Source organism: Mycobacterium sp. Panama NTM2 (assembly GCF_054355555.1).
This window is the reverse complement of the sequence record NZ_CM135953.1, coordinates 134,475-161,464: the sequence shown is the minus strand read 5'-3', so window position 1 is coordinate 161,464 and position 26,990 is coordinate 134,475. Positions and strand designations below refer to the sequence as shown.

At 69.2% G+C, this 26,990-nt stretch carries 32 protein-coding genes; 13 read left to right on the top strand and 19 right to left on the bottom strand.

The annotated features are described in order from the left end of the window. The first annotated feature begins 7 nt into the window (after window positions 1–7). Window positions 8–1,720, top strand: a complete 1,713-nt coding sequence (ilvD, locus tag ACXYX3_RS00845) for a dihydroxy-acid dehydratase (RefSeq protein WP_458609763.1) — start codon at window positions 8–10, stop codon at window positions 1,718–1,720. Here ilvD and ACXYX3_RS00840 read toward each other — a convergent pair. The 11 genes from ACXYX3_RS00840 to ACXYX3_RS00790 all read right to left on the bottom strand — a co-directional run bounded on the left by ACXYX3_RS00840 (window position 1,717) and on the right by ACXYX3_RS00790 (window position 10,469). Next, window positions 1,717–2,709: a LacI family DNA-binding transcriptional regulator gene (locus ACXYX3_RS00840; RefSeq protein ID WP_458609762.1), complete on the bottom strand. Its 993-nt coding sequence runs from the start codon at window positions 2,707–2,709 to the stop codon at window positions 1,717–1,719. The genes ilvD and ACXYX3_RS00840 overlap by 4 nt on opposite strands. A gap of 5 nt (window positions 2,710–2,714) precedes the next feature. After that, window positions 2,715–3,368 (bottom strand): nucleoside/nucleotide kinase family protein, encoded by a 654-nt coding sequence (locus ACXYX3_RS00835; RefSeq protein ID WP_458609761.1) that lies wholly within the window; start codon window positions 3,366–3,368, stop codon window positions 2,715–2,717. Then, window positions 3,368–4,270 carry a PfkB family carbohydrate kinase gene (locus ACXYX3_RS00830; RefSeq protein WP_458609760.1) on the bottom strand — a complete coding sequence of 301 codons (903 nt, stop codon included), beginning with the start codon at window positions 4,268–4,270 and terminating at the stop codon, window positions 3,368–3,370. The genes ACXYX3_RS00835 and ACXYX3_RS00830 overlap by 1 nt, the downstream gene beginning before the upstream one ends. Beyond that, complete coding sequence (locus ACXYX3_RS00825) at window positions 4,248–5,036, bottom strand: ATP-binding cassette domain-containing protein (protein WP_458609759.1); 789 nt, start codon at window positions 5,034–5,036, stop codon at window positions 4,248–4,250. Before ACXYX3_RS00825 ends, ACXYX3_RS00830 begins: the two co-directional genes overlap by 23 nt. Then, complete coding sequence (locus ACXYX3_RS00820; RefSeq protein WP_458609758.1) at window positions 5,033–6,043, bottom strand: ABC transporter permease; 1,011 nt, start codon at window positions 6,041–6,043, stop codon at window positions 5,033–5,035. The genes ACXYX3_RS00825 and ACXYX3_RS00820 overlap by 4 nt, the downstream gene beginning before the upstream one ends. Next, window positions 6,040–7,062 carry a substrate-binding domain-containing protein gene (locus tag ACXYX3_RS00815; RefSeq protein ID WP_458609757.1) on the bottom strand — a complete coding sequence of 341 codons (1,023 nt, stop codon included), beginning with the start codon at window positions 7,060–7,062 and terminating at the stop codon, window positions 6,040–6,042. Before ACXYX3_RS00815 ends, ACXYX3_RS00820 begins: the two co-directional genes overlap by 4 nt. Before the next feature lie 120 nt (window positions 7,063–7,182). Continuing rightward, complete coding sequence (locus ACXYX3_RS00810) at window positions 7,183–7,623, bottom strand: SRPBCC family protein (RefSeq protein WP_458609756.1); 441 nt, start codon at window positions 7,621–7,623, stop codon at window positions 7,183–7,185. After that, entirely contained in the window at window positions 7,624–7,908 is a 285-nt protein-coding gene (locus ACXYX3_RS00805) for a GlsB/YeaQ/YmgE family stress response membrane protein (RefSeq protein WP_221353068.1), read from the bottom strand. It abuts the gene before it with no gap. Between the two features lie 41 nt (window positions 7,909–7,949). Further along, on the bottom strand, window positions 7,950–8,333 hold the full coding sequence (locus ACXYX3_RS00800; RefSeq protein ID WP_241204244.1) for an SRPBCC family protein: 384 nt from the start codon (window positions 8,331–8,333) through the stop codon (window positions 7,950–7,952). 25 nt (window positions 8,334–8,358) lie between these two features. After that, window positions 8,359–9,129, bottom strand: coding sequence for a DAPG hydrolase family protein (locus ACXYX3_RS00795; protein ID WP_458612260.1), 771 nt, complete (start codon window positions 9,127–9,129; stop codon window positions 8,359–8,361). Further along, window positions 9,129–10,469, bottom strand: a complete 1,341-nt coding sequence (locus ACXYX3_RS00790) for an FAD-binding oxidoreductase (RefSeq protein WP_458609755.1) — start codon at window positions 10,467–10,469, stop codon at window positions 9,129–9,131. The genes ACXYX3_RS00795 and ACXYX3_RS00790 overlap by 1 nt, the downstream gene beginning before the upstream one ends. Window positions 10,470–10,540: 71 nt before the next feature. Between ACXYX3_RS00790 and ACXYX3_RS00785 the strand changes: the two genes are divergently transcribed. Then, entirely contained in the window at window positions 10,541–11,254 is a 714-nt protein-coding gene (locus ACXYX3_RS00785) for an IclR family transcriptional regulator (protein WP_458609754.1), read from the top strand. A gap of 3 nt (window positions 11,255–11,257) precedes the next feature. Here ACXYX3_RS00785 and ACXYX3_RS00780 read toward each other — a convergent pair whose 3' ends face one another. Continuing rightward, window positions 11,258–11,818, bottom strand: a complete 561-nt coding sequence (locus ACXYX3_RS00780; RefSeq protein WP_458609753.1) for a TetR/AcrR family transcriptional regulator — start codon at window positions 11,816–11,818, stop codon at window positions 11,258–11,260. A 201-nt stretch (window positions 11,819–12,019) separates the two neighbouring features. Here ACXYX3_RS00780 and ACXYX3_RS00775 point away from each other — a divergent pair, with 201 nt between their 5' ends. The 6 genes from ACXYX3_RS00775 to ACXYX3_RS00750 are packed head-to-tail and all read left to right on the top strand — an operon-like array spanning window position 12,020 to window position 17,873. Beyond that, window positions 12,020–12,685, top strand: coding sequence for an HAD family hydrolase (locus tag ACXYX3_RS00775; RefSeq protein ID WP_458609752.1), 666 nt, complete (start codon window positions 12,020–12,022; stop codon window positions 12,683–12,685). 20 nt (window positions 12,686–12,705) lie between these two features. Then, a complete protein-coding gene (locus ACXYX3_RS00770) occupies window positions 12,706–13,923 on the top strand; it encodes a sedoheptulose 7-phosphate cyclase (protein ID WP_458609751.1) in 1,218 nt (405 codons plus the stop codon). Then, complete coding sequence (locus ACXYX3_RS00765; protein ID WP_458609750.1) at window positions 13,916–14,713, top strand: O-methyltransferase; 798 nt, start codon at window positions 13,916–13,918, stop codon at window positions 14,711–14,713. Before ACXYX3_RS00770 ends, ACXYX3_RS00765 begins: the two co-directional genes overlap by 8 nt. A gap of 7 nt (window positions 14,714–14,720) precedes the next feature. Further along, complete coding sequence (locus ACXYX3_RS00760) at window positions 14,721–16,082, top strand: ATP-grasp domain-containing protein (protein WP_458609749.1); 1,362 nt, start codon at window positions 14,721–14,723, stop codon at window positions 16,080–16,082. A gap of 1 nt (window position 16,083) precedes the next feature. Beyond that, window positions 16,084–17,091, top strand: coding sequence for a D-alanine--D-alanine ligase family protein (locus tag ACXYX3_RS00755; protein WP_458609748.1), 1,008 nt, complete (start codon window positions 16,084–16,086; stop codon window positions 17,089–17,091). Next, window positions 17,088–17,873 (top strand): TauD/TfdA dioxygenase family protein, encoded by a 786-nt coding sequence (locus ACXYX3_RS00750; protein ID WP_241204253.1) that lies wholly within the window; start codon window positions 17,088–17,090, stop codon window positions 17,871–17,873. The genes ACXYX3_RS00755 and ACXYX3_RS00750 overlap by 4 nt, the downstream gene beginning before the upstream one ends. A 52-nt stretch (window positions 17,874–17,925) precedes the next feature. Here the strand turns inward: ACXYX3_RS00750 and ACXYX3_RS00745 are convergent, their stop codons facing one another. From ACXYX3_RS00745 to ACXYX3_RS00725, 5 genes are all read right to left on the bottom strand, one after another. Continuing rightward, the gene (locus tag ACXYX3_RS00745) at window positions 17,926–18,585 is read right to left on the bottom strand and encodes an O-methyltransferase (RefSeq protein ID WP_458609747.1); all 660 of its coding nucleotides are present in this window, start codon (window positions 18,583–18,585) and stop codon (window positions 17,926–17,928) included. Between the two features lie 34 nt (window positions 18,586–18,619). Continuing rightward, the gene (locus ACXYX3_RS00740; protein ID WP_458609746.1) at window positions 18,620–19,108 is read right to left on the bottom strand and encodes a TIGR04338 family metallohydrolase; all 489 of its coding nucleotides are present in this window, start codon (window positions 19,106–19,108) and stop codon (window positions 18,620–18,622) included. Then, a complete protein-coding gene (locus ACXYX3_RS00735; protein WP_458609745.1) occupies window positions 19,105–19,857 on the bottom strand; it encodes a DUF2786 domain-containing protein in 753 nt (250 codons plus the stop codon). The genes ACXYX3_RS00740 and ACXYX3_RS00735 overlap by 4 nt, the downstream gene beginning before the upstream one ends. A 79-nt stretch (window positions 19,858–19,936) precedes the next feature. Then, complete coding sequence (locus ACXYX3_RS00730; protein WP_458609744.1) at window positions 19,937–20,935, bottom strand: alpha/beta hydrolase family protein; 999 nt, start codon at window positions 20,933–20,935, stop codon at window positions 19,937–19,939. Next, a complete protein-coding gene (locus ACXYX3_RS00725; RefSeq protein WP_241204258.1) occupies window positions 20,932–21,771 on the bottom strand; it encodes an alpha/beta hydrolase in 840 nt (279 codons plus the stop codon). The genes ACXYX3_RS00730 and ACXYX3_RS00725 overlap by 4 nt, the downstream gene beginning before the upstream one ends. Before the next feature lie 83 nt (window positions 21,772–21,854). Between ACXYX3_RS00725 and ACXYX3_RS00720 the strand changes: the two genes are divergently transcribed. From ACXYX3_RS00720 to ACXYX3_RS00710, 3 genes are all read left to right on the top strand, one after another. Beyond that, on the top strand, window positions 21,855–22,847 hold the full coding sequence (locus tag ACXYX3_RS00720; RefSeq protein WP_458609743.1) for a sigma-70 family RNA polymerase sigma factor: 993 nt from the start codon (window positions 21,855–21,857) through the stop codon (window positions 22,845–22,847). Between the two features lie 70 nt (window positions 22,848–22,917). After that, entirely contained in the window at window positions 22,918–23,397 is a 480-nt protein-coding gene (locus tag ACXYX3_RS00715) for an SRPBCC family protein (protein ID WP_458609742.1), read from the top strand. A 68-nt stretch (window positions 23,398–23,465) separates the two neighbouring features. Beyond that, window positions 23,466–23,753 (top strand): ArsR/SmtB family transcription factor, encoded by a 288-nt coding sequence (locus ACXYX3_RS00710; RefSeq protein WP_458612259.1) that lies wholly within the window; start codon window positions 23,466–23,468, stop codon window positions 23,751–23,753. A 33-nt stretch (window positions 23,754–23,786) separates the two neighbouring features. Here the strand turns inward: ACXYX3_RS00710 and ACXYX3_RS00705 are convergent, their stop codons facing one another. After that, a complete protein-coding gene (locus ACXYX3_RS00705; protein ID WP_458609741.1) occupies window positions 23,787–24,227 on the bottom strand; it encodes a MarR family winged helix-turn-helix transcriptional regulator in 441 nt (146 codons plus the stop codon). A gap of 93 nt (window positions 24,228–24,320) precedes the next feature. Here ACXYX3_RS00705 and ACXYX3_RS00700 point away from each other — a divergent pair, with 93 nt between their 5' ends. Then, the gene (locus ACXYX3_RS00700) at window positions 24,321–25,088 is read left to right on the top strand and encodes a pirin family protein (RefSeq protein ID WP_458609740.1); all 768 of its coding nucleotides are present in this window, start codon (window positions 24,321–24,323) and stop codon (window positions 25,086–25,088) included. Next, the gene (locus ACXYX3_RS00695) at window positions 25,066–26,376 is read left to right on the top strand and encodes a PQQ-dependent sugar dehydrogenase (RefSeq protein WP_458609739.1); all 1,311 of its coding nucleotides are present in this window, start codon (window positions 25,066–25,068) and stop codon (window positions 26,374–26,376) included. Before ACXYX3_RS00700 ends, ACXYX3_RS00695 begins: the two co-directional genes overlap by 23 nt. On the opposite strand, the gene ACXYX3_RS00690 is transcribed toward ACXYX3_RS00695, so the two are convergent. Beyond that, window positions 26,352–26,807: an SRPBCC family protein gene (locus ACXYX3_RS00690; protein WP_458609738.1), complete on the bottom strand. Its 456-nt coding sequence runs from the start codon at window positions 26,805–26,807 to the stop codon at window positions 26,352–26,354. The genes ACXYX3_RS00695 and ACXYX3_RS00690 overlap by 25 nt on opposite strands. Window positions 26,808–26,990: the final 183 nt, after the last annotated feature.

The following is a 26,990-nucleotide window of genomic DNA, read 5'->3' as shown; positions in this document are numbered from 1 at the left end:
CGTGCGCATGCCCTCACAGTCCTCAGGCGCCACACCAGACATCAAGCCCCGTAGCCGCGACGTCACCGACGGGCTGGAGAAGACGGCCGCGCGCGGAATGCTGCGCGCGGTGGGGATGGGCGACGACGACTGGGCCAAGCCGCAGATCGGCGTCGGTTCGTCGTGGAACGAGATCACGCCGTGCAACATGTCCCTGCAGCGGTTGGCCCAGGCGGTCAAGGCGGGCGTGCACGAAGCGGGCGGCTACCCGCTGGAGTTCGGCACGATCTCGGTCTCCGACGGCATCTCGATGGGCCACGAGGGCATGCACTTCTCGCTGGTCTCCCGTGAGGTGATCGCAGACAGCGTCGAAACCGTCATGCAGGCCGAGCGGCTCGACGGTTCCGTGCTGCTGGCCGGCTGCGACAAGTCGATCCCCGGCATGCTGATGGCGGCCGCACGGCTGAACCTCGCCAACGTGTTCCTCTACAACGGCTCGATCATGCCCGGCGTCGCGAAGTTGACCGACGGCACCGAGAAGGAAGTGACGATCATCGACGCCTTCGAGGCCGTCGGCGCGTGTGCGCGCGGGCTGATGTCGCGCGAGGACGTCGACATCATCGAGCGCGCGATCTGTCCCGGCGAAGGTGCCTGCGGCGGCATGTACACCGCCAACACCATGGCCTCGGCCGCGGAAGCGCTCGGAATGTCGTTGCCGGGCAGCGCTTCTCCGGTCGCCATCGACTCCCGCCGCGACGAGTACGCCCGCCGCTCCGGCGCCGCCGTCGTCGACATGCTGCGCCGGGGCATCACCGCCCGCGACATCCTCACCAAGGAGGCGTTCGAGAACGCCATCGCCGTCGTCATGGCGTTCGGCGGATCCACCAACGCCGTGCTGCACCTGCTGGCCATCGCCTGGGAGGCGCGCGTCGACCTGACACTGGCTGACTTCACCCGCATCGGGGGCAAGGTGCCCCACCTCGCCGACGTGAAGCCGTTCGGCCGCCACGTGATGAAGCACGTCGACGAGATCGGTGGCGTGCCCGTGGTGATGAAGGCGCTTCTCGATGCCGGTCTGCTGCACGGTGATTGCCTCACCGTCACCGGTCAGACGATGGCGGAGAACCTGGCCCACATCGAGCCGCCGGACCCCGATGGGAAGGTGCTGAGGGCGATGAACAACCCGATCCACCCGACCGGTGGCATCACGATCCTGCACGGCTCGCTCGCCCCGGAGGGCGCGGTGGTGAAGTCGGCGGGCTTCGACTCCGACGTGTTCGAGGGCACCGCAAGGGTTTTCGAGCGCGAGCGTGCCGCGCTCGACGCGCTCGAGGACGGCACGATCACCCACGGCGACGTCGTGGTGATCCGCTACGAGGGCCCGAAGGGCGGCCCCGGCATGCGCGAGATGCTCGCCATCACCGGCGCCATCAAGGGCGCCGGGCTGGGCAAGGACGTGCTGCTGATGACCGACGGCCGGTTCTCCGGTGGGACGACGGGGTTGTGCGTGGGCCACGTCGCGCCCGAGGCCGTCGACGCCGGACCCATCGCGTTCGTCCGCGACGGCGACCGTATCCGGCTCGACGTGGCCAACGGAACGCTGGACATCCTGGTCGACGAGGCCGAATTCGAGGCGCGCAAAGCGGGATTCACCCCGCTGCCGCCGGTGTACGAGACGGGTGTGCTGGCCAAGTACACCAAGCTGGTCGGCTCGGCGGCCGTCGGCGCGGTCTGCAGCTAAGGCAGGCAGCCGCACGAGTTGCGGCGGTGGAACGTCGTCGGCACCTGGATGCGCTGCGCCGCAGCGGCTTCTGCGCGCACTCGGTGCAGGAGGAGTTGCGCGGCGGTGGCGCCGATGGTCTCGACGTCCTGGGCCGCGGCGGTCAGCTTGGGCTCGAACAGGTCCGACCATTCGAAGTCGTCGTAGCAGGCGAACGCCACATCGGACGGGATCGACAGGTCGAGGCTGCGCAGCGCCTTGACCGTACCGATGGTCATCGCGTTGTTCATCGACACCACCGCGGTGGGCCGATCCTCGCGGGCCATCACCGCGCGCACCTCCCGTTCGGCGACGTCGGTACTGGACTCCCCGTCGATCACCAGGCCAGGGTCGAGTGGGATGCCGCGCGCGGCCAGCGCGGCGGCGTAGCCGTCGAATCGCTCGACGGTCGAGGAGATCCCGGCGATGCCGCGCACCACGGCGATCCGCCGGTGCCCGTGCTCGATCAGGTGCTCGGTGAGTGTGCGCGCCGACTCCCGATTCTCGGGTCCGACCTGATCGCAGTCGATGTCGACGGCGCGGTCGATGAGGACCAGCGGCGTGCCGGTGCGCACGATCGCCGGTAGGGTCGTGCGCTCCGAGCCGGCCGCCGGCGCCACGATCATCGCGTCGACCTGCCGGTCCAACAGCGAGTCGGTGACCCGCTTCTCGGATTCCGCGTCGTCGTGGGAGTCCCCGACGATCAGCACGTACCCCGCCTCCGACAGCGCGCGTTCCACCGCGTGGACGAGGCTGCCGAAGTACGGGTTCGTCAGCGCCGAGATGGACAGACCGACGGTGTGGGTGCGCCCGGCCGCCAGCGAGCGGGCCACCCCGTTGCGTCGGTAGCCGGTCTCGGCGATCGCCGCCTCCACGCGCAGGCGCGTCCCGGTGTCCACCCGGCGGGTCCCGTTGATCACGTGCGACACCGTGGACGCGGACACCCCGGCCAAGCGCGCGACGTCGCCCATCGTGGTCATGGCAACCGCAGGACGCGATCGGCCCGGCCCGCCGTCGACTCGATCAGCGCGGCGTTGCGTTCGTCGGAACCCAGCGCCCAGAACTGCGCCTCCTCCGGTGTCTTCCCGAACGCCTCGTGCCGGCGCACGAGCCGCTCGTGCCGAATGTCGTTGTCGGGAGCCAAGAACCACACCTCGTCGACGCACGCCCGGGCGGCCGGCCAGGCACCGGAGTTCAGCAGCAGGTAGTTGCCCTCGGTGACCACCAGCGGGATCGACGCGTGCACCGGGATCGACGAGCCGATCGGTTCCTCGATCTCCCGCCGGAACCGCGGGGCGTAGATCACCGCGTCACCGTCGCGCTGCGCGCGCAACGCCGCGAGCAGCCGCGCGTACCCGTCGTCGTCGAAGGTGTCGTGCGCGCCCTTGCGGTCCCGCCGGCCGAGGTCGAGCAGCACCTCGTTGGCGAGATGGAAGCCGTCCATCGGCACCAGTACCGCGTCCTGCGGTCCGAGTGCAGCGACGAGTTGTTCTGCCACCGTGGACTTTCCGGCCCCGGGCGCACCGGTCAGCCCGAGGATTCGTCGGGTGCCGGGCGTGACGAGCTCCCGCGCCCAGGCGACCAACTGCTCGACGGAAACGCTCTCGACGTCCGGTTCGATGGTCACCATTACCGCCTTCGCTCGCGGGAGAGTTCGGCGAGCCAGGCCCGCGGTCCGATCACCGAGCACCGCAGGGCCGCCACACGCGCCGCCGCCTCGATGCGCTCGGTCAGGCGGACTTCACCGGCCGCACCGAAGTAGCAGTATGCGCCGTGGAACACGTCGCCGGCGCCCAGGGTGTCGCGCACTGGCACGGTCGGCACCGCGACACTGCCGGACTCACTGTTCACCCACCACCGGATCGGCGCTCCGCCGTCGGTGATGACGACGGTGGGTACCCCGTCGCGCAGCAGTGCGGCGGCGGTCGATGCCGAATCGTCTGTCCCCGGGACTCGAAAATCTGCGGAGCACACCATGTCCGGCTTGCTCGGGATCAACTCAGCCATCACGGGTTTCCACCGGCCCGCGTCGACGACACACGGCACCTGTTGTGCGGCGGCGGAGCGAGCGGCCGCGAGACCGATGACGGGGTGATGACCGTCGACGAGCACCACGTCGGCGCCGGCGACAAGGGCGTGCAGGGCGGCCGGCGCCGCGACGTCGGTGGCCACCGCGTCCAGCGAGACCACCGAGCGGTCCCCCGTCGCGTCGAGCACCGACACGCTGGACACCGGGACGGGCCGCGGCATGCCCGCGGCAGCGTCGATCACCTCCACGCCGTGGGCCACCAGGTCACTGCGCACCAGATCGGCGACCGGGTCCGTGCCGAGCGCGGTGACGAGAACCGCGTCACCGCCGAGTGCGGCGAAGGTGACCGCCGCGTTCGCCGCCGGCCCGCCCGCGGCCACGAATTGCGCTGCCGCGGTGACCTTCTGGTTCGCCGCCGGGGTCTCGGTGATGCGGTGGATGACGTCGAGGGTGGCCAGGCCGACGAAGATCCCCCGCGGCTCAGAGTCCGGCGCGTTCCTCATCGGTCGGCTCCTCCGCGCCGGTCATCAGGGCCACCACTTCCGACATCGACCGTGCCTTCGGGTCGACGACGCCGGCACGCTGGCCCAGTCGGTGGATGTGGATACGGTCGGCGACCTCGAAGACGTGTGGCATGTCATGGCTGATGAGCACCACCGGGATACCCCGGTCCCGAATGGATCGGATGAGGTCGATCACCTGACCTGACTCCCGGACACCGAGTGCGGCCGTCGGCTCGTCCATGATGATCACGCCTCGCCCGAAGGCCGCGGCACGGGCCACAGCGACGCCTTGGCGCTGACCACCGGAGAGCGTCTCGACGGCCTGGCTGACCGCCTTGATGCCGATCTTCAGATCGGCGAGGTGCTGCGAGGCGTCCTGACGCATCCGCGGCATGTCGAGTCGACGGAACACGCTGCCGGCGATGCCTTGTCGTCGCACCTCTCTGCCGAGGTAGAGATTCGAGGCGATGTCGAGGGCCGGCACCACGGCGAGGTCCTGATAGACCGTCTCGATACCGGCGGCACGGGCGTCGCGGGTGTTCTTGAACGACACCGGTCGCCCGTTCATCAGGATCTGCCCCGAGTCAGGGATCACCGCGCCGGCAAGCGCTTTGATCAGGCTGCTCTTGCCTGCGCCGTTGTCTCCGATGACGGCCAGCACCTCACCGGCGCGCAGTTCGAAGTCGGCGCCGTTGATGGCGGTGACGTTGCCGTACTTCTTGACCAGACCGCGTGCTTCGAGGACAGGGTGCTTATCGGTGGTCATCGTGACCTCCTACGGGTGAACTGATCCACTGCCACCGCGACGATCACCAGGATGCCCGTGGCGATGTTCTGGTAGAGGTTGTCGACCCCGGCCTGGGTGAGCCCGTTGCGAAGAACACCGACGATCAGTGTGCCGACCAGGGTTCCGACCACACCGCCGCGGCCACCGAAAAGGCTGGTGCCGCCGATCACCACCGCGGTGATGGTTTCGAGGTTGGCGTTCTGATAGGCGTTCGGATCGGCGTTCGGGATGCGCCCCAGCGCCGCCCACGCCGCGATCGCGGCGATGACACCGGTGGTGATGTACACCGACAGCAGTACCCGACCCGACTTGATCCCGGACAGGTCGGACGCCTGCGGGTTGCCGCCGACCGCGTATACGTGCTTACCCCAGGCCGTTTGGGACAGCGCGTACCACGTCACGAGATAGACGAGCAGCATCGCGACCACACCGAACGTCGTCGAGAACGTGCCGATGCGGAACGACGTGCCCAGGAACGTCAACGGTCCCGGCGTCACCCGGTAGGTCTCCGAACCGGCCAACAGCCGGGTGGCGGCCTGGATCGCGGTGAACGTGCCGAGGGTGACGATGAACGGCGGGAGCCGCAGCATGGTGACCAGCCCGCCGTTGAGCGCGCCGAACACCACGCACACCAGCAGTGTCGAACCGAGTGCGACAACTGGGCCGGAGGCGCCTGCGCTCTGGGCCATCACGATGGTGCCGAACACCGCGACCGCACCGATCGACAGGTCGATGCCGGAGGTGAGGATGATCAGCGTCTGGCCGACCGCGAGGATGCCGACGACCACCGACTGCTGCAGGATCAGCGACACGTTCTGCGGCTCGAGGAACGAGTCCGAGATCACGCTGAACACGATGATCGCCAGCACGAGCGCGACCAACGGGCCCAGCAGCGGTTCGCGCAGCAGGTTCGAGGCCGTCAGCCGGCTCGACAACGGTGGCTTCGTCTGTGGTGCCGTCGTTTGGGATACAAAGCCGTCCGTCATGACCCGGCGGTGCCCCAGCAGTTCTGCTCACCCCAGGCGGTGTCCTTGGACTCGATGCCGGGCATGGGCTTGTCGGTGATCAGCTGGGAGCCGGTGTCGTTGAAGCCGCTGGGCTTGGTGCCGTCCTTGGCGAATTTGACGACGGCCTGCACCCCGAGTTCGGCCATCTTGGCCGGGAACTGCATCACGGTTGCGCCGATCTTGCCGGCCTTCACGTCCGCGACGCCGGTGCAGCTGCCGTCGATGGAGCCGATGGTGATCTGGTCGGCGCGGCCCGCGGACTGGATCGCCTGGTAGGCACCGGCGGCGGCGGGTTCGTTGATCGTGTACAGCGCATTGATGCGTGGCGCGCGCTGCAGGATGTTCTCCATCGCGGTCTGCGCCTTGGTCTGATCGCCGTTGGTGTTCTCCTGCCCGACGATCTCCGGGGAGCCGTTGGTGATGCCGAAGCCTTCGAGGAAGCCGTCGTGACGGAATGTGTCCACGGTGCCGCCGGGGGTGCCGTCGAGCATGACCACCTGCGGGGGTGCGCCGCCGATGGCCGCCCTGACCCACTTGCCCTGGCTGACGCCGGCGGCCTTGTTGTCGGTGGCGTAGGTGGCGTCGACGGCGTCCTCGGGGTCGGTCGCCGTGTCGAGCGCGATGACGATGACGCCGGCGTCGCGTGCCCTCTTGATCGCGTCGAGTACGCCCGTCGACGAATTCGGGGTGATCAGAATGCCTTTGACGCCCTGACCGACCATGTTCTCGATCGCGGTGACCTGACCCTCGTTGTCACCGTCGAAGGCACCGGCGAGCGCGATCAATTCGGCGCCGTCCTTGTCGGCCTGCGCCTGGGCGGCCTCGCGGACCTTCACGAAGTAGGGGTTGGAATCGGTCTTGGTGATCAGGCCGACCTTGACGCTGTCGGAGTTCGAGCCGCCGCTGCACCCGGTCATGCCGAGGACCAGCGCACCGGCCATCACCACCGATCCGACGGTGAACGTCACGCTCTTGCGCCTGCCAGCGATGCCGACCATGTGGACTCCCTTGTCCCCGGGCGACGCCCGACGCGTCGCCGTTGGACGGGAGCCTAAGCCGTAGGCAAGCGCTTGCGCATGCGCTTTCGCAAACTCATTCCGTGGATGTGGTCCGCTGGCTCAACCGCCTTTGACGGCCAGTACGCGCTTGCGCAGGCCGTCGGTGGCCGTCTCCATCAGGCCCTTGGCGCCCCTTTTGATGAGGAAGCCCGGCAGGGGCACGGTGGGATCGACGGTGAGTTCGAAGCGCACGCGCGTGCTGTCGCCGTCGGGAGTCAGCGTGTAGCGGCCTTCCTGGGCGCGCTGCTGCTGTGAACTGACCAACGTCCAACTGACCCCGTCGTCATGGACGGAGTAGTCGAGCACCTGCTCGTCGCTGACGCCGACGATCTTGACCACCTGCCGGGACTTGGTAGGTCGTCCCTCGTCGTCGCACTCGAGGATCTCGACCTCTTGGTGCGCCGACGACCACTCGGTCAACGATTCGAGGTCGTACAGCACATCGAGAATCTGCGCGGGAGACGCCTCGATGACGGTCTCGCGCGACTCGGTGACGGCCATCTAGGCGCGGGGGCCGGTGCTGCGCTTGCCGGTGATGCCGAGGTAGGCGGCGATCAGCACGATGGCGACGATGATGCCGACCAGGAACGGGATGATCGCGAAGCCACCGTTGGAGTTCGAATAACCCGCCAGGTTGTAGGTCACCCACGAGCCCAGGAACGAGCCCAGCGCGCCCAGCACGATGGTCATGATGACGCCGATGTTCTGTTTGCCTGGCATGACCAGCCGGGCAAGAGCGCCGACGATCAATCCGACGACGATGGCGCCGATGATTGTTCCGATCACGATGTTCTCCTCGCGGTGCAGTGTTCCGACCGCACGCAGGGTTACCCGTCCGCGCCGGATTCAACCGCCATGTCGCCGATGCGGCGAAGCCCGAGTGCGAGCACCGGCAGATAGGCGGGGGCCCAGACGGGCGCACTCATCCATGCTCGGCAGCCGCCCGCCGCGGGCTCGACGCCGTGCCTGGTCGCCGGGATTCCGGCCACCCGCCACGCCCAAGACCTCCCCGGGTCGAGTTCGGTGATGGTGAACGGCAGAGGGACGCCGACGGGCGTGAACACCCGGCCGGTCGCGCCGAGTTCGAAGCCGCCACGGTCGAGTTCGGCGCCGGCCACGGTCGGCCCCCAGACGGGCCAGGCGTCGAGATCCACCAGCAGCTGCCACACCGTGTCGGCGGGTGCGGCAATCCGCCTGCTCACTGTCCACACGGGGCACAACGTACCCGCGGGATCGTCACGTGAATCGCTCGTGGAGGGCCGGCAGGAAGCCGGCGAGGTGGTTCATCTCCTGGGCGCAGTGCACCAGCAGGTCGCGGGGATCGGGTAGCTGACGGCTCGCAAAGGGTCGAATAACGCTGTGCGCCAACCGGTTACCCTGGCGCAGCTGAACATGCGGGCCGCCCAGCCAGAACCGCGAGCGCATCTCGGCGCCGCCGTCGCGCGGCCGCACCTGGTGCACCAGCCAACCGATGTCGACGGGCACCTCCGAGGAGCCGAGCCGCGCACACACCGTCACCGAGTCACCCGACCGGCGTGCGGCCAGCCCCAATTCCTCGGGCGGCACGAAGCGGATCGCGGCCCGGGTGAACACCGAACCGAGGTATTCCTCGACCAACGACGTCCGCCCGACGTAGTGCCCGTCGCCCCCGCCGTCGGCCCACCGTGCCGACACGTGCGCCCGGGGGTGCCACAGCTTGTAGCGCCGCGCGTCGCTGCCGTGCCAGCCGAACCACCAGTCCCACATCGCCGGTGTCACCCCCGGCATCTCGGTCAAGACCGACACGGCGAAGCCGCCGCCGCGCACCTGCGCGTAGCCGGTCTCGGTGGGGTGGCAACCCGGATCGAGAAGGTCTGCGGCACTGGCGAAGTCGAGCAGCAGCTGGTCGGCTTGCGGCCCGTGGTGCAGGGCCTCGACGACATGGGCGGGTAGCGGCGCCATGAGTGGGTCGAAGAACTCACCCCACGCGGTGTCGGCGTCGCCGGCGCGGTATCCGAGATAGCCCATCACACCCGCCCCATCCACGAGTGGAATCGGCCCGCCGGGTCGTAGACCGACCGGACGCGATCCAGCTCGGCCATCGCGGCGTCGGTCGCGAACGGAGCGGGGCGGCGGCCGAGGTTCTCGTCGGCCAACTGGATGCCCGTCTGCAGATGCTCCATCGCTGCGAGGTTCGACCGCGCCCAGTCACCGTAGGTGTCGTCGTCGGCGGCGTCCTGCCACACGCCGTACAGGGCCAGGTAGATCTCGTCTTCCAGGCTGTACGCCATGTTCTGCCGTTGCGGGGACGGGCCCCAGTTCAACCACAGGAAATGTGCCGGGTGCGGCGGCATCGTCTCGAGAATTCGGCGGATACCCGGCATCAACTCCTCCGCGCTCGCCGAGGTCCACATGTTGTCGGTGCCGTACCGGTAGCCGGTCGGGTAGTTGCTCATCACGCCCGCGTACCAGGTCTCCAGGTCCGAGGGGGCGTACGGCACGGCGATAGTGGCGTCCTCGCGCGCCGGACACGTCTCCAGCAGGGCCAGTGCGCTTTCGGCCTCCGCGTCGGAATCGGCGAACACCGGTGACGCCATGACGATCGACGGGGTGTCGATGCCGGCGCCGGGGACCGCGCGCGACGCCACGATCTGCAGCTCCACTCGGCGGTCGACCTCGGCGCTGATCGTCCGCGCCCACGGATAGATCTCCTCGGCGCACCCGAGCGGATAGACGTAGAGGCTGCTGCCGCACACCGCCGGACGTGGGTACAGCCGCAGATGGAAGGCGACGACGACGGCGAAGAATCCGGGACCGGATCCGCGTGCGGCCCAATACAGCTCGGGATGGTGGTCGGCGTCGATGAAAAGCCGCTCCCCGTCGGCCGTCACGACGTCGAGGCCGAGCACGCTCTCACACGCCGGACCGAGCACCCGGCTGTTCCAGCCGTAGCCGCCCTGCAGCAGATACCCGCCGATCCGCACGCCCTTGCAGTGACCTGCCGGGAAGAAGAGCCCCATCGCGTCCAGCCGGGCGGCGAGCACACTGCCGCCCATCCCCGGGCCGACGACGGCGGTCCGGGCGTCGGGGTCGACCGCGAACGCGTCCAGACGGCTGACGTCGAGGAGCATGCCGCCGTCACGCACGTGATTGCCGGCCCAGCTGTGACCGCCCGACCGCACCCCGATGCGCAGGTCGTGTCGCGCGGCGAACCGGACGGCCGCCACGACGTCGTCGACGTCCGCAGCCTGCACGACGACGTCGGGGAAACGCTCGGGGGTGCGCGCGTTCCACACCGTCTGCGCACGAGCCTGCTCGTAGCCGTCGTCACCGCGAAAGAAGTGCCGTCCGCCGGGAAGATCTGTCATACCGCCTCCTCCGCCGTGATCCGTACAGCGGATCAGCGTGGTCCGTTCAGCGGATCACTATAGTGCTGGGCATGGCAGCGGACGAGGGAAATCACCGAACCCGCGACGACGGCCTGCAGGCGCTGCGCCGGGCGGCCGCGGCGCTCGACGAGATCGCCACCGCGCCCGGCCGGCTGCGGCCCGGCGACATCGCCACCAACCTCGGTCTCGCGAAATCGACGGCCCGCCGTCTCCTCATTGCGCTCGTCGACGTCGGCTTCGCGGGGGTCGACGACGCGGGCCGGTACCGCCTCGGCGACCGGCTGCTCGGCCTGGCCAGTGCCGACGGTTCGCACCTGGCGACCGCCCTGCGCCCGGTGCTCGAGCAGGTGGCCTCGGCGACCGGAGAGACCGTCGACCTCTCGGTGCTGCGTGGGAGGCAGATGTGGTTCATCGACCAGATCGAGTCGCGGCACAGATTGCGGGCGGTGTCGGCCGTCGGAGCTCGATTCCCCCTGTCCGACACCGCAAACGGCAAGGCTGCCTTGGCGCTGCTCGACGACGACCAGGTACCGGCGGCCCTGTCCGAGGAGATCGGCGAGGTACGCCGCGCCGGCATCGCCTACGACCGCGACGAGCACACAGCGGGCATCTCGGCCGCCGGGATCGCCAAGCGGGTCGCCGGCGGACACGTCCTGGCGATCTCCGTGCCGGCGCCGACGGAACGTTTCCGGTCGCAGGAAACCACTATCGTGGCGGCGCTGCGCTCCGCGGCGGACTCCCCGCTGTGGGACACGGTCGACTGAGCGTCACCGTGCGCCGGGGAGAACCAGGTCCACCGCCGCGGCGACGGTCGCGTCGTCAGGCAGGGCCCCGACCATCAACGACGGGCACGCCACGACTCCGGTGAGCATCGACAGGGCCGCGTCCAGCTGGGTGCCGGCGAACCGCTGCGCGAGCAGGGCACGCAGTCCGAGCTGAGCCTCGCCGGTGATCCGGTGACGCAGCTCGCCGGCCTGCTCGCCGCCGGATTCGTCCGCCAGACCGCACAGCACCCGGTCCAGGCGCAGCTCGGCCAGGGAACGTCGGAACGCCGTCAGCTCGGCGACCAGATCGGCGCGCAGATCCCCGGTGGGCCGGTGGTGCGGCAGCCGGCCCAGCGCGTCGAGCGCAAGCCGCAGCAGATCCAGGCGCGACGGCCAGTGCGCGTACAGCGTGGTCTTGGAGTAACCGGCCCGCGCGGCGACCCGGGCATGGGTCAGATCGTCGAAACCTTCTGCCCGCAACACCTGCAGCGCCGCGCGCGACACATCGGCCCGCGTCCGGGCCACCCGCGCGTCCTCTCCGGGCGTGTCCGCACTACTGGGCACGGTGCCACCTTCCGTTCTGGGTGTGTCACCAACGCGTCAGAATCTGAATCGATGAACAGGGTTTTCATTAGTGACTGGCCTGTGTACTAATGAACTGTAGATCCAGAAACGGTCGATCGACAGTCTTTCCTCCGATCCGCGTCCAGCACCGGGCGCCCGGGGAGCCATGCTCGAAACTCTCTCTGCGAGAAGGGAATTCTCATGCCCGCCATTCTTTTCGGATCGATCAGCACACTTGCCGACACCTCGGAGTTGCAGCGTCAGGCATTCAACGACGCATTCGTCCAGCACGGGCTGGACTGGAACTGGTCGCAGGACGACTACCGCAGCATGCTCGGCGGCAACGGGGGGGCTCAGCGCATCGCCGACTTCGCAGCCGAGCGCGGCCAGGACGTCGACGCCGACGCCGTGCACGCCACGAAGTCGCAACTGTTCCAGCAGCTGCTGGGTGAGGTCTCGGTGATCCTCCGGCCCGGTGTGCGCGAGACCATCGAGCACGCCAAGGCCGCCGGCCACAAGCTCGGGTTCGTCACCACCACCTCCAAGGCGAACGTCGACGCGCTGCTCGCGGCGCTAGATCCGCAGATCGACGCCTCCACATTCGACGTCATCGTCTACGACGACCACGTCGAGGAGCCCAAGCCCGCACCCGCGGCCTACGTTCTGGCGCTCGACTGGCTGGGCCTCACCCCTGCCGACGCCGTCGCCATCGAAGACAACGTCGGCGGCGTGCGCGCCGCCCGTGCCGCCGGACTGCGCTGCATCGCCTTCCCCAACGCCAACACCGCCGGCGCCGAATTCGCCGACGCCACCGACATCGCCGACCAGCTCGACGCCGACCGCGTCGTCTCCCTGGCCGCCGCCTGAGCACCCTGAACGGACATTCCATGAGCGACCTCACCGCCCGAGTCACCGCCTCCGAGCGCAACTTCCACGTCGAAGGCTACGAACGCATCTCCTATGACCTCACCTACGTCGACGGCGTCTTCGACGTGGCCAACCGCGAACTGGCCGAGGCCTACCTGCCCTACGGCCGCACGCTGATGGTGATCGACGAGGTGGTCTACGACCTCTACCGCGACAGCATCGACGCCTACTTCGCCCACTACGGGATCGCGCTGACGGTCATCGGGGTGCACATCCACGAGACCGCGAAGTCGCTGGAGACGTTCGAGCGGATCGTCAGCGCGTTCGACGAATTCGGTTTGGTACGTACCGAACCGGTGCTGGTCGTCGGCGGCGGGTTGACCACCGACGTCGCGGGATTCGCCTGCGCGAGCTACCGGCGCAACACCCCGTACCTGCGCATCCCGACCACCCTGATCGGGCTGATCGACGCGAGCGTGTCGATCAAGGTCGCGGTCAACCACGGCCACCACAAGAACCGCCTCGGCGCCTACCACGCGTCGCGACAGGTGTTCCTGGACTTCTCGTTCCTCAAGACTCTGCCCGAGGACCAGATCCGCAACGGCATGGCGGAGCTGATCAAGATCTCCGTGGTCGGCAACGCCGAGATCTTCGACATGCTCGAACGTTTCGGCCCGGAACTGCTCGCCACCCGCTTCGGCCACCTCGGCGGCGACGAGCGACTGCGCGCGGTCGCGCACCGGCTGACCTATGAAGCGATCGCGACGATGCTGGAGCTCGAGGCGCCCAACCTGCACGAGATCGACCTCGACCGGGTGATCGCGTTCGGGCACACCTGGAGCCCCACGCTGGAGCTGACCCCGGCGACACCGTTCTTCCACGGCCACGCGATCAACATCGACATGGCCCTGTCGGTCACGCTGGCCGAGCGGCGCGGCTTGCTGACCGCAGGCGAGCGCGACCGCGTTCTCGCGACGATGAGCGCGCTGGGGTTGTCGCTGGACTCGGAGTATCTGACGCCCGAATTGTTGGAGACGGCGACGGCGGCGATTCTGCGCACCCGTGACGGAATCCTGCGCGCCGCGGTTCCGGACCCGATCGGCAGCTGCCGCTTCCTCAACGACGTGACAGTCGACGAGTTGGTCGACACGCTCACACTCCACAAGAAGCTGTGCGCCGAGTTCGACCGCGGCGGTGACGGCGTCGACGCCTTCACCTACGCCACCGTCGATGCCTGACACCGTCGCCGCACCCCGGCCGGTCACACCCACCTCGATCCTCGCGGCGCGGCTCACCGAGCTCTGCGACCAGCTGGCCGACGTGGTGGATCACGACGTCCTGCAACGGCTTTCAGAGGCCCGCGATCTGGCGGCCGGACTGGACCCGTACGTGGCCGCCGCCACCACCGGCGAGTCCTCGGCGCTGGCCGAACTGGCCCGCGACACCAGCACGCAGCCGTGGCACGACGGGCTGGAACAGGAGATGCTCTCCGGGCACGTCGAGGGACAGCTGCTGAAGTTCCTGGTCCGCATGTCCTCGGCGGTGCGGGTTCTCGAGATCGGCATGTTCACCGGCTACTCGGCGCTGGCGATGGCCGAGGCGCTGCCCGCCTTCGGCACGGTGGTGGCGTGCGAGATCGACGCGGGCGCAGCAGCAGTGGCGCGTGCGGCATTCGACCGATCCGACGTCGGACACCGCATCCGCATCGAGCCCGGGCCCGCGCTCGAGACACTGCGGCGACTGGCCGCAGCCGGCGAGGAATCGTTCGACTTCGTGTTCATCGACGCCGACAAAGGCGGATACCAGGCGTATGTGGATCTACTCCTCGACTCCCCTCTGCTGGCCCCCGACGCCGTGATCGCGGTCGACAACACGCTCATGCAGGGCCAACCGTGGACCGGCGTGCAGACCGAGAACGGCGCGGCCATAGCCGCTTTCAATCGGGCGCTGGCCGCAGACCCGCGGACCGAGCAGGTGCTGATCCCCGTGCGCGACGGGCTGACCCTGATCCGGCCACTGAGCCGATGATGCCCTGATGACGCTGACTGCGCATCTCACAGACCGGGCCGCCCCGGCGGGTGCGGTGCGGCGTCCCACCCCGACACGGGACGCCGCCCGCACCCTCTCCGTCCTCGCCGGCCTGACGGCCACCCTGCCCGTCGACCTCGCGATCACCGCCGGAGCGCTACTGCGCCCGGCACCGCGCCCGGCCGTGCGCGCCGCCGACACGCCGAAGACCGTGCTCGTCACCGGCGGCAAGATGACCAAGGCGCTGCACCTGGCGCGAGCGTTCCATCTGGCCGGACACCGGGTGGTGCTCACCGAATCCGCCAAGTACCGCTTCACCGGGCATCGGTTCTCCCGCGCCGTCGACGCGTTCCACTGCACGCCGGAAGCGACCGACCCGCGCTACCCACAGGCGTTGACAGACATCATCCTTCGCGAGAACGTGGACGTCTTCGTGCCGGTGTCCAGCCCGGCGGCCAGCGTGCCCGAGGCGGCCTTGCACGACCTCGTCGGCGATCGCTGCGAGGTGCTGCACGGGTCGGCGGCGCTGATCGCGACATTGGACGACAAACGGGACTTCAGCACGCTGTGCGCCTCACTCGGTCTCTCGGTGCCGGAGTGTCAGCTGATCACCGACCCGGTCGACGTCGAGCGTTTCGACTTCGTCCCCGGCCGCTCCTATGTGCTCAAGCGGCTCGCCTACAACCCGGTCGGACGCACCGACCTGACCCGGCTTCGCCGCGAAACGCCGGAACACAATGCCGCATTCGCGCGCTCGCTCGACATCACACCGAGTGATCCGTGGCTGCTGCAGCAGTACGTGGACGGTCAGGAGTACTGCACGCACGCGACGCTGCGGGGCGGTGTCGTCACCGTGTACGGCTGCTGCGAGTCCTCGGCGGTGCAGTTGAACTACCGATTCGTCGACAAGCCCGAGATCCGTTCGTGGGTAGAGCGATTCGCCGCCCAAACCGGCGTGACGGGGCAGATCTCGTTCGACTTCATCGAAGGCGCTGACGGCACGCCCTACGCCATCGAGTGCAACCCGCGCACCCACAGCGCGATCACGATGTTCCACGACCACGCTGAGGTGGCACGCGCCTACCTCACCGACGGGCACCCGACGATCACGCCGCGGCCCGGTGCGACGCCGACCTACTGGATCTATCACGAACTGTGGCGGCTGCTGCGTGGCCCCGACCGGCTGCGGCGGCTGCGGGTGATCGCCCGGGGACGTGACGCGATCTTCGCGGCGTGGGATCCGCTGCCCTACCTCGGCGTCTACCACCTGCAGATCCCCGCGCTGCTCATCAGCAACCTGCGTAAGCGCCGGGGTTGGCGCCGCATCGACTTCAACATCGGCAAGCTCGTCGAGAACGGTGGGGATTGACGTGCGTCTCGTCCAACTGGTGGGCTCGCCCGTCGATGAGTTCCACGCCGAACTGTCGCGGCTGTATGCGCGGGCCAGTGCCGAGGCGCTCGCGCCGCAGCACGACGTGCGGTTCGCCTACGTCGCCCCGGGCGGCACCTGGCAGTTCCCCGGGGGGCTGGATGCCGGCAGTCTGGCCGCCGCGGAGCCGATGCCGGCCACAGCCGGTATCGCGCAAATGGCGCAGATGCGGCCGGATGTGGTGCTGCCGCAGATGTTCTGCCTGCCCGGGATGACCTCCTACCGGGGCTTGCTCGACGTGCTCGGACTGCCGTTCCTCGGCAACACCGCCGAGGTGATGGCCAACACCGCAGACAAGGCGGTCGCCCGCGCCCTCGTCGCGGCCCGGGGTGTCGCGGTGCCCGAGGGCCGACTGGTGACAGGGCCCGATCAGGTGGATCTGCCGTTGCCGCTCGTCGTCAAACCCGCGCGCTCCGACAACTCGGTAGGGGTGTCGCTGGTGACCGATCAGGGCGAGTTGCCCGCCGCCATCGCGCGGGCCGCCGACCACGGTCCCGGCGTACTGGTCGAAACCTTCGTGCCTCTCGGACGCGAAGTGCGCTGCGGCGTCCTCGATGTCGACGGCGAGCTGGTGTGCCTGCCGCTGGAGGAGTACGCGCTCGCGGCCCCGATCCGGTTACCCGCCGACAAGCTGGGTCGCGCCGGCGGTGGCGAGCTGCGCCTGACCGCGGGCGACGGAGGCCGGGCGTGGATCGTGGCGCCCGGCGACCCGATCGAGGAGGCCGTGTTCGACGCGGCGCGCACGTGCTTCGCGGCGCTGGGCTGCCGCCACTACGGCCTCTTCGATTTCCGCATCGACCCCGCCGGACGGCCGTGGTTCCTCGAGGCAGGCCCCTACTGCTCGTTCGCGCCCTCGAGTGTGATCGCGAAGATGGCTGCCGCACAGGGCTATTCAGTGCTCGAGCTGTTCGACACCCTGTGCAGCGAGGCGAGGATCGCCGCGGCATGAGTATGGAGGTCAGTACCCGCGACCCGGTCGGCGCACAGGTACGCGGCGTCGAGGTGGGCCCGTTGAACCCCACCGTGGTTTCGCATCTGCGTGCGCTGCTGGCCGTGCACGGCGTGCTCGTGCTGCCCGACCAGCGTGTCGACGACGACGCGTTCGTCCAGTTCCTGGAGAGCTTCGGCACCGTGGTGTTCACCACCGGCGAGACACCCGTCCCCGAAGCGCCGTTGCTCAACGTCATCACCAACGTGGGCCGTACGCGCACACCTCGCTCGTCGTTCCACGTCGACACCAGCTATCTGCGGAACCCGCCCGCGTACACGGCGCTGCGGGCGGTGACGGTGCCTGAGCGCGGCGGACAGACGCTGTTCACCAACCAGTACGCCGCCTACGCCACGCTGCCGCGTCAGATGCAGGCGCAGATCCGCAACCGGGTGGTCACCCACGTGGTCACCGGTCTGGATCTCGACGGGGACGCCGAGACCGAGGCGCGGCACCCGCTGGCGCTGCGGCACCCGCTGACGGGCCGGACGGCGCTGTACCTGTCGACGCGGGAGCGCTGCCGCGCGGTCAGCGGAATGGCGCCCGACGCAGCGGCGCAGCTGATCGACGAGCTGCTGGAGCATTCCACGCGGCCGGACAACGTGTTTCGGCACTCGTGGCGTCCGCACGACGTGGTGATCTGGGACAACCGGTGCGTGATGCACAAGGCCGACCACAGCGGCGTGGTCGGTGACCGGGTGATGCACCGGGGCACCGTGCTGGATCGGGCGAGCTGGGCTTAGCTCACCACGGTCATCGCACCACGGTCAGCGCACCACGGTCAGCGCACGATGGTCAGCGCACGATGGCGACGGCGAAGCCGTCCCAGCCCTTGGTGCCGACGGTCTGGATAGCGGCGCTGTCCAGCCGCGGGTGTTCTCCCATCATCGCCAGCATGTTCCGCACGGCGCGGGCCTGTTCGTCGTCCGGTCGGGGGTTCAGCACCCGGCCTGACCGCGCGATGTTGTCGACGATGATCACCGTTCCGGGCCTGCCGAGGCGGATCGCCCACTCGACGTAGGCGACGTTGTTCTCCTTGTCGGCGTCGATGAAGACCAGATCGAACGGTACGCGGTCGGTCAGCGTGGGCAGCGTGTCCAGCGCAGCGCCCACGATCACCTCGACGCGGTCGGAAACCCCCGCGCGCTCCAGGTTCGCCCGCGCCACCTCGGCGTGCGCGGCCGCGAACTCCAGGCTGACCACGGTGCCGTCGTTGCCGACGCCACGGGCCAGCGCGATCGTGCTGTAGCCCGCGAGAGTGCCGATCTCGAGCACGCGCCGGGCCTGGGCCACCTGTGCCCACAACGACAGCAGGCGCGCGTGCTGCGCGGAGACCTCGATCGCCGGCATGCCCGCCGCGACGCCGGCCTCGCGCGCCGACCGCAGCGCATCGTCCTCGCTGTGCAGCAGCTCGGTGAACAGGTCGTCGAGAGACACCCAGTCTGGATCGGTCACGCCCGCGACGGTACTCGCGCGCCCGATGGACAGGTCAGCCCTGCACACCCTCGGTGGCGCCGACCACCCGCAGCACGTGAGCGACCTCGGGCCCCATCACCGCGGCGGCCAGCTCACGCAGCGTCGAGACGAACGCCGGGCCGTGCGCGGGCTCGGCGTCGCACAGGTGGTGGGCGATCTCGTGCAGCACCACCAATTCCCGCAGCGCCCAACGGCTCCGGTCTTCAGGCACCGCAATGGTCGCGCTCTCGCGTTCGAAGTGCGCCGCGGTCGCGCCGCGGCGGGGGCGAACCCGCACCGTGCCGGCGTGCGGCCACGCCGCGCGAACGGCGGGTAGCGACAGCACGCCGTCGACGTAAGACTGGACCGACTCCACGGATGCGAACCGCGCCTCGGGCGGCAGCGTCAGCTGGGTACCGAAGAAGTCGACCACCCGGGTGTTGCGCTCGGCCGCCCGGTCGAACATCGTCCGCACGAACTGTTCTGCCGCATACACTTTCGCGCGTTGGGTGTCCCGGCTCACCGCTCCAGCGCCGTGCGCGCTCCCGCCAGCTCGGTCTCCCCACCCAGTCGCGCCCGCCGTCCGGCCCGGTCACCGGCGCGCCGCGCCGCCGACGAGTAGCCCGCCGTCGCGCTGGTGGCGCGCCAGGTACCCCGCGCCCGCGACGTCTGCCGGTAGTAGTCCTTCAGCTCGAGATCCTTGTTGCGCAACGCGATCGCGGTACCCGGCTGGCTCGCCGGACCGCGGGTGGCCTCCTGCTGGGCTTGCTCGCGCGCCTCGGCCAGGCGCTGGCCCACGCGCGCCCCGAACGCCAGCTGGAAGTTGATGCGCGCGGTGATGGTGGGCGTCGGCCGGTGGGCGCCGGAGGCGATGTAGTCCGTCGACGCGCGCACCATCTGCAGCACCAGGCTGGTGTAGAGCGCGTGGGTGGCGTCGATGTCCTCGGCGAACCCGTAGGCGTAGACGAACGTCGAGTTCGAGGCGATGTCGCACTTGACGTCGTTCGCGGCGGCGATCAGCACGAACAGCTGCACATAGGTGCGCAGCCCGCGGGCGCCGGGCTCGCCGATCGTGATGGTGCGCTGCACCGGTACCTGCGCCGCGGTGCGCTCGGCGCTGTGCGACCGCGCGACCGCCAGGTCGATCGATGCGGCGGTGGCCAGCCGCTGTGCGGCGGCCATGAAGGCATCTGCCTCGTGGGTGTTGTCGGTGCCCTCGGCCTGGCGCAGCAGTGCTGCGATCCGGGCCAGCATCTTCTCGTCGGTACTCATGCCCAGAAACCTAGGCCGGGTGGCAGACACGTCATCGCCGACCAGTATCGCCCATCCCCACAATCGATTTCATCCACAGCTAGCGCGTCACGAAGCCGTCGAGCGCGGACACCAACTGCGGCGAGAGCGGATCCTTCTTCGCGTAGTTGGCGATGTCGTCGGTCGGGTCGTCACGCAGGACGTGGTTGACACCCTTGAGCTCGACGACCGTCAGCGCGGTGCGGCCGAGCGCGTCGATCAACGGTCGGGCGTTGGCGCACGTCGCCTGTTTGTCGGAATCGGAGCAGGTCAACAGCACCGGAGTGCCGGCGGGAACGTTCGCGGCCAGCGCCAGCGGATCGATCCGGTCGGCGTCGATCACGGCCTTGATGTTGCCCGGGTTCACGATCGCGTTCAGCCCGTCGGGAAGGGTGGCGGGCACGGTGCCCTGCGTGCGGATCTGCTGGACCGCGGCCTTCCACGCCGCGACCGTCTCCGGCGAACCGCCCGCCGTCACGCGGCTGGTGATGATGTCGAGATAGCGCCCCGGCAGCGGCTGCAGCAGGCCCAGCGAGTGCACCTTCGGCGCCTCGGGCGCCGTGTCCCCCGCCAGCGTCAACGCGTGGATGGTGCCTTCCCCCACCGCGTAGATCGACAGTCGATCCGGATCGGCGTCCGGCCGCCCGGCCAGATACCGCAGCGCCGCCTTGGCGCCGGCGGTGTAGACGGCGCTGACGACGTCGTCGGGATGGTCCCGGTACGGCCCGATCCCGGTCCTGCCGGTGCCGACCTTGTCGTAGCGCAAGCTCGCCACGCCGCGCTCGGAGAGCAGCTCGGCCAGCTGACGCATGTTGCCGATGGGGCCGGCCACCTGGTTGTCGCCGTTGCGGTCGGTGTTCCCGCTCTCGGAGATCAGCAGCGCCGCGGGCCCTCGCTCGTCATCGCTGCGGTGCCGGTAGGTGCCGTAGATCGTCAACCCGTCGGCGTCGAACGAGACGTCCTCGTCGACCCACGACGGTGCCGGCTCGGCAGCCTTCGAGGAGCAGGCGGGAACGCACAGCAGCAGCACGCCCAGGAGCAGCGCGACGAACCGCTTCACAGCTGCGACTCCATCCAGGACGTCACGTCGTCGAGCACCAGTGCGCGCTCCGGCTCGTTGAACACCTCGTGGTAGAGGCCCGGGTACTCCTTGAGGTGCACATCGACCGAGCCCACGCACTCGACCAACGTCCGGCTGCCCTGCACCGGGATGAGGCGGTCGGCGTCGCCGTGCACCACCAGCAGCGGCGCGGTGATCGCCGCGGCCCGGCGCGGCATCGTCTCGCCGACGCCGATCAGCGCCCGGCCGATGCCGGCGGGGAGCCGGCCGTGGTGCACCAACGGGTCGGCCTCGTAGGCGGCGACCACCTCGGGGTCGCGGGAGACGGCGCTGGCGGGCAGGTTCTCCACCGGCAGGCCGGGTGCGATCCGGCCCAGCAGCTTGGCCGCCGCCACCTTGACCGCCGGAACCGAGGACTGGGCGGCGACGGCCGGTCCGGACAACACCATCGCGGCGTAGTCGTCCGGATGCTCGACGCCGTAGGTGAACACGACCGCCCCGCCCATGCTGTGGCCGAGCACGATGCGCGGCAGCTCCGGATGTTCGTCACCGGCGATCCCGACCAGCGTGTGGAAGTCGCCCGTGTACTCGGAGATGTCGCGCAGCAGTACCCGCTTCCCGCCGGAGCGGCCGTGGCCCCGGTGGTCCAGGGCGTAGGTCACCAGACCCGCGTCACCGAAGCGGTCCGCCACGTGGGCGTAGCGGCGGGCGTGCTCGCCGTAGCCGTGGGCGATGATCACCACGCCGCGGGGCTGCTGCTGCGGAGTCCATGTGTCGTAGACGATGCGCACGCCGCCGACTCCGTCGAAGCTGCGTTCGGTTCGCGTCACGGGCATGCACGGCAGAGTAGCGAGCGGCCGCCGGACCGGCAGCCGAGCATGGCTGACTTCGTCGGTGGTGCTCGTTAAGCTCGGGGACCGTGACCGTGTTGGCTGTCGATGACAGCAGCGCCGAGAACGCGTTCCTCGCCGATGCGCAGCGTTATCGGCGTGAACTGCTCGCGCACTGCTACCGGATGACCGGCTCGCTGCACGACGCCGAGGACCTGGTCCAGGAGACGTATCTGCGGGCGTGGAAGGCCTACAAGGGCTTCGAGGGCAAGTCGTCGGTGCGCACCTGGCTGTACCGCATCGCGACCAACACCTGCCTGACGGCCCTCGAGGGCCGGAACCGCCGGCCGCTGCCCAGCGGGTTGGGCCAGCCGGCATCCGATCCGGTCGGTGAGCTGCACGAGCGACACGAGATCGCATGGCTCGAGCCGCTGCCGGACGCGCCCCATGCGGATCCGTCGGACCCGTCGGTGATCGTCGAGTCCCGCGAGTCGGTGCGGTTGGCATTCATCGCGGCGCTGCAGCATCTGCCGGCGCGACAGCGTGCGGTCCTGGTGCTACGGGAGGTGCTGCAGTGGCGGGCCGCCGAGGTCGCCGAGGCGATCGGGGTGTCCACCGCGGCGGTCAACAGCCTGCTCCAGCGCGCCCGGGCCCAGCTCGATGAGGTGGCCCCCGCGCGGGACGACGCGGCGCTGGCACCCGACTCGCCCCAGACGGCCGACCTGCTCGATCGCTACATCTCGGCGTTCGAGACCTACGACATCGACCGGCTGGCGGAGCTTTTCACCGCCGACGCGGTGTGGGAGATGCCGCCCTTCGACGGCTGGTACGACGGTCCGGCCGCCATCATCGCGCTGTCGAAGTTCCACTGCCCCGCCGAGGGGCCGGGAGACATGCGCTTCCTGCGGGCCACCGCCAACGGCCAACCGGTCGCCGCGCTGTACATGCGCAACCCGCAGACCGGTGTCCACGAGGCGTTCCAGTTGCACGTTCTCGACATCCGGTCCACGGGCATCGTCCACGTGGTCGCATTCAAAGAAGACGATCTGTTCGAGCGTTTCGGTCTGCCGGCACACCTGTAAAACGCAACTCAAAGGTTGCCTGATGCCGGGAGTCGGTCTAGCGTGATGGGCAACCAGGAGGTTGCACATCATGACAGACCGTATCGAGAAGAGTGCCCTGCTGCGAGCCCCGTTGGACAGGGTGTGGCGGGCCATCAGCGAATCCGATCAGTTCGGCAAGTGGTTCGGCATGACCGTCGACGGTCCGTTCGTCGCGGGCGAAACAGTGACCGGGGTGATGACGCCGACCGCGGTCGACGACGAGGTGGCCGCGCAGCAGGAGGATTTCGCAGGGGTGACGTTCCCGCTGCACGTGGTGTCGGTGACGCCGCCACGCTACTTCGCGTTCCGGTGGAATCCGCTGTCCGAGCCCGAGTTCGCCGATCTGATCACGCTGGTGGAGTTCACCCTCAGCGAGGCGGACGGCGGCGTGCTGCTCGAGATCGTGGAATCGGGTTTCGACGCGCTGCCCGAATCCCGCCGCGCCGCGGCCTTCACCGACAACAGCGGCGGCTGGGCCACCCAGCTCCGCCTCATCGGGCAGTACCTGGCGGCGCCGCAGTGGGCGTGACCGCGCTTGCAAGGCCCGAGAAGGCGGCCCCGCTGTTCGATGCGCTGGGGGATCCGCACCGGCTGCGGATGGTGATCTGGCTCTGCGACACCGGACCGTGTTCGACGTCGGCGGTGACGCAGTCGGTTCCGGTGACTCGACAAGCCGCGACCAAGCACCTGACGCTGCTGGAGTCAGCGGGGGTGGTGCGCAGCGAGAAGCGTGGGCGCGAACGCATCTGGACGGTGCAGACCTCATCACTCGCCGCGGCGCAGGATCTTCTGGCCACGCTGTCGCAGCGGTGGGACCGCCGCATCGACCGCTTGCGGGCCTTCGTCGAGGACGACGATCAAGCGGCGAGGCACGAGTCGCGTTGAGGAGTCCGACCAGAAGGGCTAGAGAGGAGTAGCTCAGCGACCGAGCCGCTCGAGCACCCGGCCGATCGCGGCCCCGAACGCGCGCTGCTGGGCGGGCGAGAGCCCGTCGAACACGACGCTGCGCACCAGGTCGACGTGCCCGGGCGCGGCGACCTCCAGAGCCGATCGGCCCTCGGGGGTGATCGCGACGGTGGCCGCGCGGCGGTCGTCGTCGTCGCCCTGGCGTTCGACCAGTCCGCGCCCGCGCATACGGCGCAGTTGGTGGGAGAGCCGGCTCTGCTCCCATCCGATGAGCTCCCCCAGTTCGGTGATCCGCAACGGGCCGCGTTCGGACAGGGCGACCAGCACGTCGTAGTCCGACAGCGAGAGCTCACAGTCGGACTGCAGCTGCCGGTGCATCGCGGTGTGCAGCCGGCTGGCCATCGCGAGATAGTCGCGCCAGATGCGCTGCTGCTCAGGGGTGAGCCATTCCATCACCCCACTGTACGGAATACATGACGTGTCATACATGTTGTCGGACGCAGAGCAGCCGCCTAGGCTGGCCAGGACTCCCGAGGAGTGATTCCCATGAGCACCGCCCGCAGCGTCATCGACATTCGCCGTGCCGCCGACCGCGCCACCACGAAGATCGCATGGTTGGACTCGAAGCATTCGTTCTCGTTCGGCGGCCATTACGAGCCCGACAACACCCACCACGGGCTGCTGCTGGTCAACAACGACGACATCGTCAAGCCCGGCACCGGTTTTGACACCCACCCGCACCGCGACATGGAGATCGTGACCTGGGTGCTGCGCGGCTCGCTGGTGCACCAGGACTCCACCGGCCACTCGGGGGTGATCTACCCCGGCCTGGCGCAGCGCATGTCGGCAGGCCGCGGCATCCTGCACTCCGAGAAGAACGACTCGTGGACCCTGACCGGCGACCAAACCCACAGTGAGCCCGTACATTTCGTGCAGATGTGGGTGGTGCCCGACGAATCGGGCATCACGCCGGGCTACCAGCAACTCGAAATCGACGACGAGCTGCTGCGCGGTGGTCTCGTGACGATCGCCTCGGGCATGCCCGAACACAGTGACGCCGCGGCCATCACGATCAGCAACCGCTACGCCGCACTGCACGGCGCGCGGCTGCAGCCGGGACAGAGCGTGGAACTGCCCGACGCGCCCTACCTGCACCTGTTCGTCCCGCGCGGCGAGGTGGTGCTCGAAGGCGCCGGCCCGCTGCGCGAAGGAGATGCCGTGCGGTTCACCGCCTCGGGTGGTCAACGAGTCACCGCGACCGACGCCGCCGAGATCCTCGTCTGGGAGATGCATGCCGGTCTCGCCGCGGCCTAGCCACCTCAGCGCGCTGCTCGTCGCGGCCGCTCTCGTCGCCGGATGCAGTGGCGCGTCCGAACCCGCTCCCTCGTCGTCGCCGTCGTCGTCTCCGTCGTCGCCGGGGACAGCGACCTCGGCACCGCCCGCAACAGGGATGAGCACCGTCGACGTCACCGTGCCGCCCGACATGACGCAGGCGCCGTTCGACCAGCCGCGACAGGTCCGGGTACCGACGGGATGGCAGCTCTCGGTGTGGGCACGCACGCCGCGGCCGCGGTTGGCGCTGTGGGCGCCCGACGGCACACTGCTGGTATCGGTGCCCAGCGCGGGCACGGTGCTGCGGTTCACCCCGGGTGAGGCCGGGGCGACGGAGTCGGTGCTGCTCGACGGCCTGGATCAACCGCACGGTCTGGCGATGGCCGGCTCGACGCTCTACGTCGCGCAGAGTGATCAGATCGATGCCTACGACTACGCCAACGGCGCCGCGACGAACCCGCGCGTGGTCGCGGGCGACTTGCCCGACGCCAAGAGCCCTGACCTGCGGGGCGCCTATGCGCACGCACTCAAGAGCGTGGCGGTCGGACCGGACGGCGCGGTGTACTTCTCGATCGGCTCCACCGGCAACATCTCGGCTGCCGACCGCACCGCCACGCCGCCGCGCGCCACGATCATGCGTGTCCCGCCCGGCGGAGGGCCCGCCGCACCGTTCGCGACGGGCGTGCGCAACGGCACCGGGCTGGCCGTCGCACCCGACGGCTCGGTGTGGACGGCCAACAACGGCCGCGACAACGTCGCCGACCCGAGCACCGGTCAGGTCGATCCCGCCTACGTCGGTGAGCACCCCCGCGAGCAGATCGCCCGCCTGACACCGGGCCGCGAATTGGGTTGGCCCTATTGCAATCCCGATGGTGGACCCGCTGACATGCCGTTCATCAGGGATGTCCAGACCAATCCGAACGGCGACAAGCTGGACTGTGCGGCGCTGCCTCCCGTCGAGCAGAGCATGGGCGCGCACTCGGCGCCGCTCGGACTGAGCTTCGGGGCGTTACCGGCGCCGTACGGGCAGGGGGCGCTGATCGGTGTGCACGGCTCGTGGAACCGTCAGCCGCCCCGCGAGCCCGAGGTGTCGTTCTATCCCTGGCGCGACGGGCGGCTGGAAAACCAGCAGACGCTGGTCGGCGGTTTCCAGGGCGAGAACGGGTCACGGTGGGGCCGACCCGTCGCCGCGGTCGTCGGCCCGGACGGCGCGGTGTACATCACCGACGACGCCGCCGACGCGATCTACCGGCTGACCCCGCCCCGCTGATCCAGCCCGTTCAGCACGGCCGCCAACTGCTTCTCGGTGTCGCCGGCCATTTTCTCGAAGGCCAGCTTCATCACCGGGTTGAGCAGCCGCGCGCTGCCATGCATGTGCAGCTCCGCTTCGTAGGTGATCACCGAACCCTCGCCCTCCGCCTCGACCGTGATGGTGTCGACCGAGGTGGATGACCCGTTCTCCCCCACGAAGACGACCTTGCGGTCGGTGAGTTCGTCGAGGGTGTAGGTCAGCTCGGCCGTCACCCCCAGGATCTTCGAGACGTTGTGCCAGTACGCGCCTTCGGTGACTGGACCGCTGTCGATGCGTTCGCAGCGCTGGGTGCCCGGATCCCACTGCTCGGCGTGCGCGAAGTCCTTGAGGTAGTCGACGACGACCGTGGGCGGCGGACTGACGATGAAGGTTCGGGACACGGTGGGCATGGTGGTGGGTACCCGCTGGACTCGTCGCAGCAAACCGTTCAGTGATCGCGACGAAGTGATCGCACGGTGCTGCTGCTACGCCCGTTCATCCGTTTCAGCTGCGATTGCTGCTGTCGTCCCGACCAGCCAGTTCAGCTCTGGCATCATCCGGCCGGCCACTGTTGATTCCCACCGCAAACATTC